A 14385-nucleotide genomic window follows, 5' to 3' on the forward strand; every position below is an offset into this window, starting at 1 on the left:
ATTATATGCACCAGTCAGTTCTTCGCCACCCCACTAAAAGAAATAAAAATCACGTTCTTCGCACGCTGCCCCTGATTGCCGGTTTGTTCCCCGCGCTGGCGATCGCCGCCGCGCCCGGCGCAAAAACGGAGGAATCCATTACGGTGACCGCCGCGGCCCAGCCTTCCGGCAGCTACAGCGCCGACACCGCCTCGACCGCCGGCAAGACCGCCGCGCCGCTCGCCGAGGTGCCGCAATCGGTCAGCGTCGTCACCTCTCAGGTCATTGACGACTTCCAGGTCAAAAGCGTCAATGATGCGATGAAGTTCGTCAGCGGCGTCACCCAGGGCAACACGCTCGGCGGCACGGAGGATGGCTTCGTCAAACGCGGGTTCGGGGTTAACTCCGACGGCTCGGTCTTCATCGACGGCGTGCGCAGCAACCAAGGGCTGAGCATGGACGCCACCACCGATCGCGTCGAGGTTCTGAAAGGTTCCGCGTCGCTGCTGTATGGCATCCTCAGCCCCGGCGGCGTCATCAATCTGATCAGCAAAAAACCGCAGTATGACTGGAACACCCGCATCAGCGGCGCCACCAACAGTTTTGGCGGCGGCAGCGGCAGCGTCGATGTGACCGGCCCGCTGGGCGGCGGCTTCGCCTTTCGCCTGATCGCCGAACGCCAGCACGCAGATTACTGGCGCAATTTCGGCAGCGACGAACACACGCTGATCGCCCCCTCGCTCAGTTGGTTCGGCGACCAGGCTTCCTTTAACATCGCCTACAGCGAATACAAGTACGACATTCCTTACGATCGCGGCACCGCATTTATCGACGGCAAACCGGTCGATGTGCCCTATAACCGCCGCTTGGATGACTACGCGAACCATGCCTGGGGCAAGAACAAACGTCTGAACGCCCATTATGAGTACGCGCTCGATCCGATCTGGACGACCCGCTTCAACTACGCCTGGCTGCAACGCCGTTACGACAGCAACGAAGTGCGCGCCACCGCGGTCGACACCACGACCGGCATCGTCTCGCGCCGCGCCGACGCCAACCGCGGTTTCAATCATCAAACCCACTATTACTCCTGGGATCTGACCGGTTCGCCGCAGCTGTTCGGCATGCAGCACGATCTGCTGCTGGGCGTGGACTACGAGAAAAATCAGACCTACAAGGCCTATTCCTACCGCGGCAAGGTCTCGAAGACCTTCAACATGTACGACCCGGTGTATGGCGAAACGCCGATCACCGACAGCACCACCTACAGCGACGCGTCAAGCAACCTGCGCGCCACGCTGTTCAGCCGTTCCCTGTACACCAAGGACAGCATTCATCTTACCGATCAATGGATCGCGGTGCTGGGCGCGCGCTATCAGTCGTATTACCAGAACAACAGCAACGGTTTCCAGAAACCAAAAAATACGCTCAATGACAAAGACGACCAGTTTTTGCCGCAGGCGGGGTTGGTGTATAAGCTGACGCCGAGCCTGTCGCTGTACGGCAATTACAGCCGTTCGTTCACGCCGTCCACCGCCATCGACGACAATGGCGACGTCGCCACGCCGGAAACCGGCACCACCTATGAGGTGGGCGGAAAATGGCAGATCACCCCGGCGTTTGACGCCACGCTGGCGCTCTATCGCATTGATGAAAGCAACATGTCGATCTTTATCAACGGCGTGACCCGCAGCATCCCCAAAGCGCGCTCCACCGGCGTCGAACTGGAGTTGAACGGGGAAGTGGCGCGCAACTGGGATCTCACCGCCAACTACAGCTACGACAAGACCGAAATTGTCGAAGACAACCTCAACCCGGACAACGTCGGCAATCGGCTGGTCAACGCCCCAACCAACATGGGCGGCCTGTACCTCAGCCGCCGCATGACATTGCCGGTGGTGCCCGGCGAGGTGCGCATTGGCGGCGGCGCGCGCTACGTCGGCCGCCGAGCCGGCGATCCGGAGAACAGTTTCACCATGCCGGCCTATACCGTGGCGGATGCCTTTGTCGCCTGGGACAGCAAGCTGCTTGGGAAACATACCCAGCTGAAACTGAATGTGAAAAACCTGTTCAACCGCGAGTACTATGCCTCCAGCGCCGGTAATTTACGCGTGATTGAGGGTGAACCGCGCAGCCTGAGCCTGCAGGCTACGGTCGATTTCTAACCTGTCATGCCTTGGGCGCCGTTTGGCGCCCGTTTTCTTTGCGCCGGCCGCGGCACATCACATCGGCGAGAAAATCCAGCAACGCGCGGTTGAACAGCGCGGGCCGCTGCAGCGGCGCGAAATGGCTGACGCCCGGCAGCGTCGTCAAACGGGCACCGGGAATGCTGCGGCTAAGATAGGCGGCATGTTCGGCGCGGATAAATTCATCGTGTTCGCTGTGAACGATCGTCACCGGTACGCGAATGGCCGCCAATTCCTGTGCGCGGTAGTCCGGCTGGCTGCTCATCATCAGGCTCACGGCGGCGACGAACGCCTCGAAATCGTCCGGCGTCGGCGACAAGGCGGCATAGTCCTGCGCATGGCGCGCAAAACAGCGCTCGACGATCGGGCTGGGCACCAACGGTTTAACGCCGCTGGCGTCCATATTGCAGCCGAAGAAAAAAACGCCGTCCACCTGCCCGGGCGCCTGATGGGCGGCGATGAGCGCGACGCAAGCGCCGTCGCTCCAGCCCGCCAGCGCGGCGTGGGGTATTTGCAGCGCCGCCATCACCGCCAACAGATCATCGGCCATCCGATCGTAACGATACGGCCGGGCGTCGCGCGTGCTGCGCCCGTGCCCGCGGCTATCGATGAGCAACACCCCGTACCCGGCGGCCCGCAATGCCGGCAGCTGATACCCCCAGTTGCCGCTGTGGCCCAGGCCGCCGTGCAACAGGATCACCGCCGGTCCGTCGCCATAGGCGGCATACCAAATACGCGCGCCGTCGTGGTCAATATAACCCTGCCGGGCTCCCGGCGGTAAGGGCGGCGCCCCTAACGCGGCAAAGCGTGTCAAATCGTCGTCGATGTGCATCTTTCCCCCCTCGTTCGCCGGCGCGGTGCGGCGAAACGGCATCCAAGGAGTATAGATCGCACTGGCGGGCGGTAGCGTTCGCTTTCCCGACATATACTTAAAGGAGGAATCGCAATGGAGGACGGAGAGATGAAAAAGATAACGCTGGTGCTTTTGACGTTGTTGCTGAGCGGCTGTATCGGCGGCGGCGGTCCGTCGAATGCGCCGCCGGCGTCGCCGAATGAGCCCTACACCTGCAGCAACTCCGGCGCCAACAGCGACTGTTCGCAGTCCGTGGAGCCGTCGATGTACTAGCCGCGTTCGGCGGGCCGTTGATAAACGACCCGCCGCCTCATGGCAGAACTAGGAAGAGTGTTCCTCTTCGTTAGCCTGATATCGCGTCGCCTGCTGCTTCATGAACACCACCTCCTGCGGGCTGGACAGGCTCACTTCCTGAGCGCGCAACAGCTTGAGGATGTTAAACAGCAGTTCACTCTTGGTGGCGCCGACCATGCGCGGGCTCGGCACATAGCCAGTCACACTCAGGATAATGCCGTCCGGCCCCAACTGGCTGAAGCGCACGTAAGGTGCCGGCGTCTCCAGAATGGTTTCGTACTCGTTGTAAGCGCTCAGCAGGATATTGCGCACCTGCTCCGGATCGATCGAGGTCGGGAACGTCAGCGCAATGGTCACCACGCCTTGCGCGTTGCCCATGGTGGCGTTACGTACGTTCTGTGAGATCAGCTGCGAGTTCGGTACGATCATGGTGGAGCGGTCGCTGAGCTGAATTTCGGTGGCGCGTACGTTGATGCGCCGCACGTCGCCTTCCACGCCGCCGATGCCGATCATATCCCCGACCTTCACCGGGCGTTCGGTCAGCAGGATCAGGCCGGAAATAAAGTTCTTCACGATCTCCTGCAAACCGAAACCGATACCGACCGACAGGGCGCTGACGATCCACGCCAGGTTGCTCCACTGGATGCCCAGCGCCGCCAGGGTGATCAGAATGACCAGCACATAGCCGATATTGCTGAACAGCGTCACCAGCGAGGCGCGGATGCCGACGTCCGAAATGGTCTTCGGCAGCAGCTCAGAGCCCAGCCAGCGCCGCACCGCGCGCAGAATGTAGATGCCGATCGCCAGGCAGATCACGGCGTTGAGCAGGTTGCCTGGCACGATGTTGAAACGCTGCAACCCTTCGCCGGTCAGGATCGAGACGATTTTCTCCATCAGCGAGCCCGGCGTGGTGCTGCCGAACGAGCCGTTGAACAACGCGACGATCATCAACAGCAACAGCGAACATTTGGCCAGCGCGGTGGTGATGATCGCCACCTGCTCCAGATGGCGATCCTTGAAGCTGAGCGTTTTCTTCAGCATCTTGCCGCTGACGGTCTGCGGCGAAAACAGCGCGGCGCACAGGTCAGTGGCGAACAGCACCATGAAGTAGAACGCCATCAGCACCAGCACCACCCAGATGAGCTGGTAGGTCAGGAAGCGGGCAAAAGCGATATAGCCCACGAGCAGTGAAAGCAGGATCACCACCGAACACACCAGGGTGACGATATGCACCAGCCCGCCGACCAGCGTGCGTTTTTCCAGGTGCGCGCCCTGCTGCTCCAGACGGCGACGAATGCGCTGGCCGCGCAGCGGCGCCGCCAGCAGCACCATGCCGATCAGCCCCGCCACCAGGCCGTTGCCGAAGATGGTGGTGGCCAATGAGGCGCTGACGACGTTGTTGATCAGCTCCACGGTGCCGAACGCCAGCGCCAGGCCGGCCAGCAGCGGCGAGAAGTAACGCAGCCCGGCGGCCACTTCATTGTCCAGCGAAGCCAAACGCCAGGACGGGCGATTCAGCGACAGCGCCGCACGCCCCAGCCCGGCGATCAGCGCGCAGAAAATCCCCAGACGGTTAAAGCCTTCGGCGAAGTCTTCCAGCATGACCGGCAGCGGCTGCACGCGGATAAAGACGTAATACAGCAGGTTCAGCGCAATCGAGGTGGTGATCACCGTCACCGCCACGGTAATGATGGCCATAAAGCTGCGGCGCAGGCGCCCGTCCGGCAGGAAGCGAATGCTGACCCAGGCGAGGAAACGCTCGGACAAATAACGCCCCCAGGACCAGACGATCACCGCCAGCGCCAGCAACGCCAGCGAGCCGTACCGCCATTCGTCCTGCCAACTGGCGTCCCAGGCCGCTTTCATCTCGGCGTTGAACTGGTCCAGCCGCTGCACGTCATCCGCTGACGGCTGCACGACCGGCGTCCAGAATTTGACGCCCAAAATGCTGCCGGTGTTCAGCGCCAGCTGGGTTTTGAACGCCACCCGACGCAGATCGCTGATCTGCTGGCCCAGGTCGAAGGCGCTGGTCTTGATGGCCTGCGCGCGTTTTACCGCATCGTCCAACTGCTTCTTGCTGCTGTTCAGCGCATTGCGCTGCTGGGCGACGGCCGGGGTTTCCGGCAGCGCGCCGGCCGCCGGGGCCGGCCCCAGCACGTCCAGCTGCGCCTGCAGTTTTTCCTGCACCGGCTGCAGATCGGCGGACAATTTATCCATGCTGGCGACCAGATCGTCCGTCGCCAACCGCAGCTTGCTGAGCTGGGTGTCGGTCGTCGCTTTGGAAACCAGCTGCTTCATGCTGTCCAACTGCTTTTGCGCAGCTTTCAACTGCGTAGCGGGATCGGGCGCGCTTTCGGCGGCGGGATCATCCTGGGTAGCGGCGACGGCGGCGAACGGCGTCAGTTGCATACCCAACAGCAATAATAACAACAGCAGGAACGGGCGAGGCTTTAACATAAATTCAGTGCTCAGCATCATTATCTGATAGACAGACGAACAGGCGGCGGATGAACCGTCGCTTAACCATAAACGCTAATTATAATAGCTGCTTAATGTCGGCCGAAATACAGTAATTATTCCCATTGTGTGCCACGCGCCCGCGCTCGCCTTAGCTTGCTGATTATTCAGGCGCTTTTACACTGGCGATACGGCATGAAGCGCTCTATAATCCAGCCACCGATTAACCTGCAACCAATAAAAGGAGACTTACTATGCTGACGTGTGAATTGGTTTTTCACTCACACTTCTTTGGTAATCGTCGCCGCTCAAGCATTACCGGTATCGCGCTGCGATAACCCAGCTTGAGCGAAGCTTACTAAAATCCAGGATCTTCCCTCCGGCTTACCGGGTTATCGTCAGCAATGTTTGACGATAGGCATTGTCATGCCTGTAACTCTTGAGTAAGCAATGAGCACATTACTGTCTGCACAATCTGTCGGTTACGACAACGCGTTCGGCGTCCTGCTGAGCGAGATTTCCTTCAGCCTGAAAAAAGGCGACCGCATCGGTTTGATCGGCGATAACGGCTGCGGCAAAAGCACCCTGCTGCAAATTCTCAGCGGCGACCTGCCTGCGCACACTGGAACGGTGACATTGTCACATCAATGTCTGATGGCGCGCATCGAGCAGCACCTGCCGCCGGAACTGCACACCAGCACCCTGCTGGATGCGGTTCTGGCGCGGCTGCCTGCGGGCCAACACCTCAGCGAACGCTGGCGCTGCGAAGCGTTACTGGCCGAGCTGGGGTTTGAACCGTCGAGCTGGACGCTGACCGCCGGCACCCTCAGCGGCGGCCAGCATACGCGGCTGCTGTTGGCGCGCGCGCTGATCCGCCAGCCCGATCTGCTGCTGCTCGACGAACCCAGCAACCACCTGGACCTGCCCACGCTGCTGTGGCTGGAACAGTTCTTGCGTAACTGGACCGGCAGCTTCGTGCTGGTGTCGCACGATCGCTACCTGCTCGACCAGGTAACCAACTGCACCTGGATCCTGCGCGACAAAACGCTGCAGTTCTTCCGTTTGCCCTGCTCTGCGGCGCGCACCGCGCTGGCGGAACAGGACGCCGCGGACGAACAGCGGCGCCACGCCGAGCAAAAGGAAATCGACCGGGTGGAAAAAAGCGCCAAGCGCCTGGCGACCTGGGGCAAGGTCTACGACAACGAAGATCTGGCGCGCAAGGCCAAGCAAATGGAGAAGCACGTCGATCGGTTGAAGGAAGAACAGACCACCCTGACCGCCGGCAGTCCATGGCGGCTGCGGCTGCAGGGAGAAGCGCTGGACGCCGATCGCCTGCTGGCGTTGCCGCACTGGGCGGTGCGCCCGGCGCCGGATGCGCCGGTGCTGTTCAGCCTGGAACATCTGCGCGTGAAAAGCGGCGATCGCATCGCCATCGTCGGGCGCAACGGCTGCGGAAAATCGTCGCTGTTGCGCCTGCTGTGGCGCGAGTATCAGCAACAAACGCAGCGCCCGGCGCTGTTCCATCCGCGCGTGCGCATCGGCTATTACGATCAGAGCCTGCAACAGCTGCGCGATGAAGACACGTTGAGCGAAGCGCTGGCGCAGTTTGCGCCGCTGACCGAGGAACAGCGGAAAATGGCGCTGATCGGCGCCGGGTTCCCTTACCTGCGCCACCATCAGCAGATCCGTTCGTTGAGCGGCGGCGAGCGTTCACGGCTGCTGTTTGTCGGCCTGACGCTGGCCAACCATTCGTTGCTGCTGCTGGACGAGCCCACCAACCACCTGGATATGGCGGGCAAAGAGGAGCTGGCGGAAACGCTGCGTCAGTTCCCCGGCGCCGTCATGCTGGTCACCCACGATCGGATGCTGATCGAACAGAGCTGCAACCGCTTTTGGCTGATAGACCAACAAAAACTGGAGGAGTGGCACGATCTGGCGCCGGTGTACCAGCGTCTGGCGGGCGAAACGCCGGCGCTGCCGACGGCGCACGAGGCCAACGCAGACGCCCCGACGCCAAACCCGCAGTTGGAAGGCGAAGAGGCGTTGCTGACCGCCCTGTTTGCCCTCGAAAGCAAACTGGAGGCCGACCTGGCGCGTAAACCGAAGCATCAAAAACCGGAGCTTCAGGCGCGTTGGCGCCGCGAGATTGCCGACATCACCGCCCGGTTGCATCTGGGCTAATCTCACAGGCCGCCCGGCGGCCTGTCAGGCTATTGACAAAGAGGGGAAAAAGCGTGGTTTTTCCCCTCTTTGTAGTGATTAGTCGAAAATCAATAAATTGATTTTCCTTGTTTTTTATTCGGTGCTCTCTGCCAACCCGGCAAGGGTATAAGGTTTGTCATCAATCTCACAGGCCGCCCGGCGGCCTGTTTTTTTCCTCTTTGCAAAACCGTGTGCCGCCGGCGGCTTGAGGCGCGACACGCAGCGCTTTTGTTATCCGCAGCGCTGAGCGACACATTACTTTCATCATTCTCTGGCAGGCTACTGCCATTCCTTTTTTTCGTTATCAGGCACTGCATGACGTCACTCTCTCCACGGGACATCGAGGCGCGCTACCGCTTCGCGCGTGAGATCGCCCGCGCCGCCGCCGATCTCGCCTTCAGCTTTTACCAACGCCGGCAAAGTCTGGCCGTCGAGTTTAAACAGGGCCTGCAGGACGTGGTCAGCGAGGCCGACCGCCGCGTCGAGGCGCTGATCCGCCGCATGATTAACCGGCGGTTTCCCCTGGATGGGTTTCTCGGCGAAGAGAGCGGCGGCACCAACGATAGCGCGGCCTGCCTTTGGGTCGTCGATCCGATCGACGGCACCGCCTGCTTCCTGAACGGGCTGCATACCTGGTGTATCGCGATAAGCGTGGTGATCGACGGTGAGCCGACGATCGGCGTGGTTTACGATCCTAATCACCGCGAGATGTTCCGCGCCTGCCGCGGCCAAGGCGCTTTCCTCAACGGGGAACCGATCGGCGTGCATGCCGGGCGCAGCGTCGCGGATGGCGTGATGGGCGTCGGGATATCACCTCGCGCCTCGGCGGCGGAATTCAGCGGTTTTCTCTGTCGCCTGCTGCAGGCGGGCGGCATGTTTGTGCGCAGCGGCTCCGGTGCGTTGATGACCGCCCAGGTGGCCGCCGGTCGGCTGCTGGGCTATTACGAACCGCACATGAATGCCTGGGACAGCCTGCCTGGACTGGTGCTGACGCGCGAAGCCGGCGGCGTGGCGAATGACTTTATGCATCACAACGGGCTGCGGCGCGGCAACCCGCTGCTGCTGGCCAACGCGGCGCTCTATCCGCAATTGGCCGAGCTGATTCAAACGCCGGGCTTGATCGGCTCGACGTGCCCTATCGCGCGTGAGATGGCCGGATAAAGCGCGCGCAGCCGCCGCTCGACCCGATCGACCGCATCGTGCGCGGCGGCGATGGTTACCGCCGGCGACACCCGGCAGTGGAAGTTGACGATGATGCCGCTGTCGGTTCTGCGCGCCCGGATGTTGTGCACGTCTTGCACCTTATCCCCCTGCTCCAGCGCCGACTGCAAAATCAGCCGGATATCGGCCAGCTCGGCGGCGGAAACATCCTCGCTGGCCAGCCAGTGCGGCGTCTGCGGCTCCAGATGGGTCTCTATCTCGGTGTCCTCGCCGATCGCCTGACGCAGGATCCCTTCTATCTCCGTGGCGATATCATGCGCCTGCGCCACGCTGGCGTTGGCCGGCACCGCCAGATCCATGCCGATCGCCATGTGCATCGGCAACTGCTGCAAGGTGACGTTCTGCACCTGCGCGCCGTGATTGGCGGCGATCGCCCGAATGCGCGTCGCCATGTCTTCGTCGCTGCGGGTCTGCGGCACCGCGATGACGGTAAACTCCGCCTTGGCATACTGCTGCCGCAGCCGTTCGACGATTTCTCGCTTCAACGCATCGATGCGCTCCAGCGGCAAGGTGCGGCACACCGCCACCGTGATCTCGACAAACAGTACGGCGCCGGCGTTGCGAATACGCACGCTGTCGCAGGCCAGCACCGCCGGGAAGCTGTCCAGCGTGGCGCGAATCGCCTCGGTGGCCCCGGCGGGCGCAGCATCCATCAGCGAGTCGAAGGAACGTTTACCCAGTTTGATTGCCGCGACAAAGATAAAACCGGCGACGATCAGCGCGGCGATGGCGTCCGCACGGCCAAAGCCCAGCAGCACAAACACCATGCCCAGCAGCACCACGCCGGACGAAAGCATGTCGGAGAAGAAATGCAGCGCATCCGCCTCCAGCGCCGCGCTGTCGGTCGCCTTGGCGACGCGATTGAGCGCCCGCACGCGGAAAAAATCGACGCAGATGGAAATCAGCAGCACCGCGATCACCACCGGCGCCGCGACTATCTCATGCGGTTGTCCGAGCAGGCTGCTGCCCGCCTCGTAGACGATCCAACCGGCGGCGCCGAGCAACAGCAACACCTCGAACAGCGCCGCTAGGTTTTCCACCTTGCCGTGGCCGAAGTGGTGATCGTCATCGGCGGGTTTATCGCTGATGCGCACCGCCAGCCAGGTGATGCTGGTGGCGATAAAATCGGTGAAAGAGTGGATCCCTTCGGATATCAGGCCAATACTGCCGGTAAAAATGCCGGCGACGAATTTGCCCGTGGCCAGTAACCCGCTGGCGATCATCGAGTTTCTGGCCACGCCCTGTTTTTCATTTTGCATTATGCTGCTCACATTCGGACGGTGATTTATTTTTTTACTTTAGAGGATAATTGCCAGACAAAGGCGATCAGCAGCATACTGCCAGAGAAAGTCAGCATGAGGCTAGTAAGAAAATTGGATTTGCCGGTGGAATAAAAATAAATCTCATTCACCCCCACCGAAATCATTAAAATGGCGTAGAGCAATCCCAGAATAAGAATCGTCATTATTATCAACTCCCGTATCAGGCCGCGCGTTCAGCGCGCCGCTAAATCCTCCCCATAATAAATAGCGGTTACGGGGAGGATGCATCTAGGCGGATCTTTAGCGTTCATCAATCATCCCATTTGGTGCTCATATAGGCCGCCAACAGGCCCAGTGAGCTGATCATTGCCAGGAATCCCATAAAAATAGTCATGTTTCCCATTGTTTTGTCCTCAGGTTAAATGTTATCGATAAAATCCCCTTGCGTTAAATATCGGGGTTGGTCGGTGTCCATGGTTTTTTAACGTCCTCCTCTTTTTTGCAACATTCCCGCACTTTCAAGCGCGGGACCCGTTTAAATTCCCAGGACGTGCTGGGCAATTTTGAAATAGATAATCAGGCCGGTGCCGTCGATAAAGGTGGCGATAAACGGCGCCGACACCACCGCCGGATCGATACCGAGCCGTTTCAGCAGCATCGGGATGATCGACGAAACAATGGCGCTCCATACGGTGATCGCCACCAGCGACAGGCTGACCACCAGCGTCACCTCCATGCCGACGCCCATGATCCAGGCGCGCACCCAGGCCGCCAGACCAATGGTGACGGCGATCAGCAGCGAGGTCGTGACCTCTTTGCGGATCACCGCGCCCAGATTGCGCAGGCTGACCTCGCCCAGCGCCATGGCGCGCACCAGCGTCGAGGTGATCTGGGTGCCGCTGTTGCCGCCGGTGCCGATCAGCAGCGGGATGAAGAACGCCAGCGCAATCGCCGCTTCGAGCTGATCTTCAAACGCTTTCAGCACGTTGCCGGTGTAAGCTTCGGCCACGAACAGCATCAGCAGCCACACCGAGCGTTTGCGCCACAGCGCCCACGGGCTGGTCTCCAGATAAGGCTTGTCCAGCGGCAGGCTCGCGCCCTGACGCTGCGCGTCTTCGGTGTTTTCATCTTCGACCAGCCGAGCGATCTCGCGCTCGCCCAGCACGCCGACCAGCGTGTTGTTCGCCACGACCGGCACCACGTCCAAACCGCCTTTGCCCAGCAGATGCGCCACGTCGTTGCGATCGTCGTCGGGTGAAACCTGGAAATAGCTGTAATCCATCATTACCCCGACCGCTTTATCCTGTTCTTCGCACTGCAGCAGTTTTTTCACCGACAGCGTGCCGCGCAAATGATAATCGTCTGCGGTAATAAAGACCCGGGTAGGAATTTCGTCCGTTTTTAGCTGTGAAAGTAAATATTCCCGGGCATGCGTGACCGTCATCGTCGCGGGAACGGTAATAAAATCGGCGTTCATATAACCGGCGACCGAAGTTTCATCGAGAGTTTCAGTCGCGCGCAGCGCCGGAGAAGAAGAGTATTGATGTGACTTGATCATTTTGTCAGTCCCTATTTCTGTTGTGAACTTCAACAGCGAATCGCATAGGGGCGTAACCACAGAGGGAGTGCAGACTGCCTATCTCCGCGTCCAGGTTTTAGCACTATACAACGTATCCGAATTGTTGCTCGGAAGTTACTTTGGGCTGAACCTTAATCCGATAAAGCCTGTCTTAACCTTGGGCATCTCTCGATGTCGTCAGATCAGTAACCTGTGTTTGTATAGGAGCCTCGCCAAACGAGATACTGCATATAAACTACCGGCGCAGTATAGGCGTTGTTTTATCCGGCGGGAAGAAAAGATTGCCCGTCGTTTATGGAGTATTTAGGATATTTTTATTAAACGCGAATCTATAAAAACGGCTGATATAAATCAGCCGTTTTTTTATTTATCAGTGCGCGAGAATGTAGACGTTTTTATCGTATAGGGCGCCCTGTCGGGTGAAGTCGATCCCCTTGACGTAGGGTTTGATGAGCGTGGCGTTGGCTTCGTAGTACACCGGCGCGACCGGCGTATCGACGGCCAGCACCGCCTCGGCCTGCTGGAAATACTGCTGCACCTGCTGCGGTGTCGGCGCCGCCGTCGCCTGATGCAGAATGCGATCGTATTCCGGGTTACGGTATTTGGGGCTGTTCTCGCTGCTGTCGGCGCGGAACACATTCAGGAAGGTAGAAGGATCGTCGTAATCCGCCAGCCAGCGGGTAAAGGCTACGCTGTACTGGCCGCGGTTGATATTATCCAGCGTCACTTTACGCTCCTGACTTTGCAAGCCGGCCTCCACCCCGAGGTTCTTTTTCCACATGGCGGCGGCGGCGATGACGATCTTCTTGATGGTGGCGTCATTGCTGTACAACACGGTAAAGCGCAGCGGATGCTCGGCGTTGAAACCGGCCTCCGCCAACAACTTTTTCGCCTCGGCGTGGCGTTGTTCCGGCGTCAAACCGGCCGCGGCGCCGGCCTGTAGGCGATAGCCGCCCGCCCCCGTTGGGGTAAAGGTCCAGGCCGGCTGCTGGCCGTATCCCAGCACCTTGCCGGCGATAATCTCTTTGTCCAGCGCCAGGTTCAGCGCCTGGCGCACCCGCACGTCGTTAAACGGCGTCTGCCGGTTATTGAAGGCGAAATAGCTGGTGGAGAGCAGCGGATAGGTCACCAGCTGTTGATCCCCGAGCGTTTTTTTCAGCTGCTGATACAGTTCCGGCGGCGTGGTATAGCCCAATTCCACCTCGCCGGCGCGGAAACGCGCCACCTCCGGGAACCCCTGAATCGGCAGGAAGGTCACCTTGCTGAGCACGGTATTGGCGTTATCCCAATACAGCGGATTGCGTTCCACCACCACTTTTTCGTTCACCACCCACTCGCTGAGGCGAAACGCGCCGTTGCCGACAAAATGCGCCGGTTGAGTCCAGTTTTTGCCGTATTGCTCAACCACCTTGCGGTTGACCGGCAGAACCGGAAAATGCACCAGTTGTTTGAGCAGGTAGGCGTTGGGCTCAGACAGCGTCACCTGCAAGGTGTGCGCGTCCAGCGCTTTAACGCCCAGCTCGCTCGGCGGTTTGCTGCCGGCGTTGATCGCCGCCGCATTCAGCACATAGGCCGAGGCCAGATAGCTGCCGTAAGGCGACGCGGTTTTCGGATCGGTGAGGCGCCGCCAGCTGTAAACGAAATCGTCGGCGGTCACCGGATCGCCGTTCGACCATTTGGCCTGCGGCCGCAGATGGAAAGTCCAGACGTTGCCCTGGTGCTCCCATTTCTGCGCCAGCGCCGGGATCACTTCGCCCTCTTTTCCGACTCGTAGCAGACCTTCGAACAGATCGTTGAAGATGTAGAACTCCACATTGCTCTCGGCCAGGTTCGGATCCAGCGTCGCCGGTTCATACCCGTTGGCGCGCACCAATTCCTGTACCGGCGCCAGTTTAGCGCCCGTTGGCACCTCCGCCGCCTGAGCGATCATTGCGTTTAAAGCCAGGAGGATTAAACCAGACAGTTTCTTGCCATTGAATGAATATTTCACTTCGATATCCCTGATGAGTGTTTTATCGCGTTCAATATGCAATGTGGTAGTGGAATAAATTAAATCATTAATCGCTATGAGTCATAACCAAAAGCGGTGTTGAATTTCTTTCATTATCAAAGAAGTACTGGATAAAGGATGGCGATAAACAACAGAGCGGGTGCAAGGGCCGGCATGGCCGAACCAACATCTTGAAAGCAGGGAGAGAAATAATGCGGGCAATCAGTACAGATTATTCCAGCCGAAGCTTAACGTATCCTTAGGGCAATTCATTTTGTGAGCGATCGTCAAAAATAATTTAATACGAATCGTTTTCACTATCATTATGGATGTTCTTGGCTAAAATCGGGCTGCTTGCGCTT

General features: G+C 59.6%; 11 protein-coding genes and 1 riboswitch. Of the genes, 4 read left to right on the forward strand and 7 right to left on the reverse strand.

Annotated features, from left to right (window positions below; all coding sequences use genetic code 11):
* The first annotated feature begins 5 nt into the window (after window positions 1-5).
* Window positions 6-2144 (forward strand): TonB-dependent siderophore receptor, encoded by a 2139-nt coding sequence (locus ACMGG9_RS11695; protein WP_414162216.1) that lies wholly within the window; start codon window positions 6-8, stop codon window positions 2142-2144.
* Window positions 2145-2148: 4 nt separating this feature from the next.
* Here the strand turns inward: ACMGG9_RS11695 and ACMGG9_RS11700 are convergent, their stop codons facing one another.
* The gene (locus ACMGG9_RS11700) at window positions 2149-2997 is read right to left on the reverse strand and encodes an alpha/beta fold hydrolase (protein WP_414162217.1); all 849 of its coding nucleotides are present in this window, start codon (window positions 2995-2997) and stop codon (window positions 2149-2151) included.
* A 129-nt stretch (window positions 2998-3126) separates the two neighbouring features.
* Here ACMGG9_RS11700 and ACMGG9_RS11705 point away from each other — a divergent pair, with 129 nt between their 5' ends.
* The gene (locus ACMGG9_RS11705; protein WP_176445936.1) at window positions 3127-3291 is read left to right on the forward strand and encodes a hypothetical protein; all 165 of its coding nucleotides are present in this window, start codon (window positions 3127-3129) and stop codon (window positions 3289-3291) included.
* A gap of 48 nt (window positions 3292-3339) precedes the next feature.
* Here the strand turns inward: ACMGG9_RS11705 and ACMGG9_RS11710 are convergent, their stop codons facing one another.
* Complete coding sequence (locus ACMGG9_RS11710) at window positions 3340-5769, reverse strand: DUF3772 domain-containing protein (RefSeq protein ID WP_414162218.1); 2430 nt, start codon at window positions 5767-5769, stop codon at window positions 3340-3342.
* Between the two features lie 450 nt (window positions 5770-6219).
* Here ACMGG9_RS11710 and ACMGG9_RS11715 point away from each other — a divergent pair, with 450 nt between their 5' ends.
* Window positions 6220-7950, forward strand: coding sequence for an ABC-F family ATP-binding cassette domain-containing protein (locus ACMGG9_RS11715; RefSeq protein WP_414162219.1), 1731 nt, complete (start codon window positions 6220-6222; stop codon window positions 7948-7950).
* A gap of 336 nt (window positions 7951-8286) precedes the next feature.
* Entirely contained in the window at window positions 8287-9132 is an 846-nt protein-coding gene (locus ACMGG9_RS11720; RefSeq protein WP_033650338.1) for an inositol monophosphatase family protein, read from the forward strand.
* Here the strand turns inward: ACMGG9_RS11720 and ACMGG9_RS11725 are convergent.
* The 5 genes from ACMGG9_RS11725 to ACMGG9_RS11745 form a co-directional block, all read right to left on the reverse strand.
* Entirely contained in the window at window positions 9075-10451 is a 1377-nt protein-coding gene (locus ACMGG9_RS11725) for a cation diffusion facilitator family transporter (protein ID WP_414162220.1), read from the reverse strand. The two genes, ACMGG9_RS11720 and ACMGG9_RS11725, sit on opposite strands and share 58 nt — an antisense overlap.
* Window positions 10452-10477: 26 nt before the next feature.
* On the reverse strand, window positions 10478-10657 hold the full coding sequence (locus ACMGG9_RS11730) for a hypothetical protein (protein WP_004938106.1): 180 nt from the start codon (window positions 10655-10657) through the stop codon (window positions 10478-10480).
* A 107-nt stretch (window positions 10658-10764) separates the two neighbouring features.
* Entirely contained in the window at window positions 10765-10857 is a 93-nt protein-coding gene (mgtS, locus tag ACMGG9_RS11735) for a protein MgtS (protein WP_004938109.1), read from the reverse strand.
* A 132-nt stretch (window positions 10858-10989) separates the two neighbouring features.
* On the reverse strand, window positions 10990-12012 hold the full coding sequence (locus ACMGG9_RS11740) for a magnesium transporter (protein WP_033643160.1): 1023 nt from the start codon (window positions 12010-12012) through the stop codon (window positions 10990-10992).
* 75 nt (window positions 12013-12087) lie between these two features.
* A riboswitch (M-box (ykoK) riboswitch) is annotated at window positions 12088-12261 on the reverse strand.
* Window positions 12262-12403: 142 nt separating this feature from the next.
* Window positions 12404-13963: an ABC transporter substrate-binding protein gene (locus ACMGG9_RS11745; RefSeq protein WP_414162221.1), complete on the reverse strand. Its 1560-nt coding sequence runs from the start codon at window positions 13961-13963 to the stop codon at window positions 12404-12406.
* Window positions 13964-14385: the final 422 nt, after the last annotated feature.

Source organism: Serratia sp. BNK-10, from assembly GCF_047456065.1.
GTDB classification, from domain to species: domain Bacteria; phylum Pseudomonadota; class Gammaproteobacteria; order Enterobacterales; family Enterobacteriaceae; genus Serratia; species Serratia ureilytica.

What these genes read in the sequence shown, in the direction of transcription:
- ACMGG9_RS11695 (WP_414162216.1), top strand. Translation starts at nt 6, where the DNA reads ATGCACCAGTCAGTTCTTCGCCACCCCACTAAAAGAAATAAAAATCAC.
- ACMGG9_RS11700 (WP_414162217.1), bottom strand. Translation starts at nt 2,997, where the DNA reads ATGCACATCGACGACGATTTGACACGCTTTGCCGCGTTAGGGGCGCCG.
- ACMGG9_RS11705 (WP_176445936.1), top strand. Translation starts at nt 3,127, where the DNA reads ATGAAAAAGATAACGCTGGTGCTTTTGACGTTGTTGCTGAGCGGCTGT.
- ACMGG9_RS11710 (WP_414162218.1), bottom strand. Translation starts at nt 5,769, where the DNA reads ATGTTAAAGCCTCGCCCGTTCCTGCTGTTGTTATTATTGCTGTTGGGT.
- ACMGG9_RS11715 (WP_414162219.1), top strand. Translation starts at nt 6,220, where the DNA reads ATGAGCACATTACTGTCTGCACAATCTGTCGGTTACGACAACGCGTTC.
- ACMGG9_RS11720 (WP_033650338.1), top strand. Translation starts at nt 8,287, where the DNA reads ATGACGTCACTCTCTCCACGGGACATCGAGGCGCGCTACCGCTTCGCG.
- ACMGG9_RS11725 (WP_414162220.1), bottom strand. Translation starts at nt 10,451, where the DNA reads ATGCAAAATGAAAAACAGGGCGTGGCCAGAAACTCGATGATCGCCAGC.
- ACMGG9_RS11730 (WP_004938106.1), bottom strand. Translation starts at nt 10,657, where the DNA reads ATGACGATTCTTATTCTGGGATTGCTCTACGCCATTTTAATGATTTCG.
- mgtS (WP_004938109.1), bottom strand. Translation starts at nt 10,857, where the DNA reads ATGGGAAACATGACTATTTTTATGGGATTCCTGGCAATGATCAGCTCA.
- ACMGG9_RS11740 (WP_033643160.1), bottom strand. Translation starts at nt 12,012, where the DNA reads ATGATCAAGTCACATCAATACTCTTCTTCTCCGGCGCTGCGCGCGACT.
- ACMGG9_RS11745 (WP_414162221.1), bottom strand. Translation starts at nt 13,963, where the DNA reads ATGATCGCTCAGGCGGCGGAGGTGCCAACGGGCGCTAAACTGGCGCCG.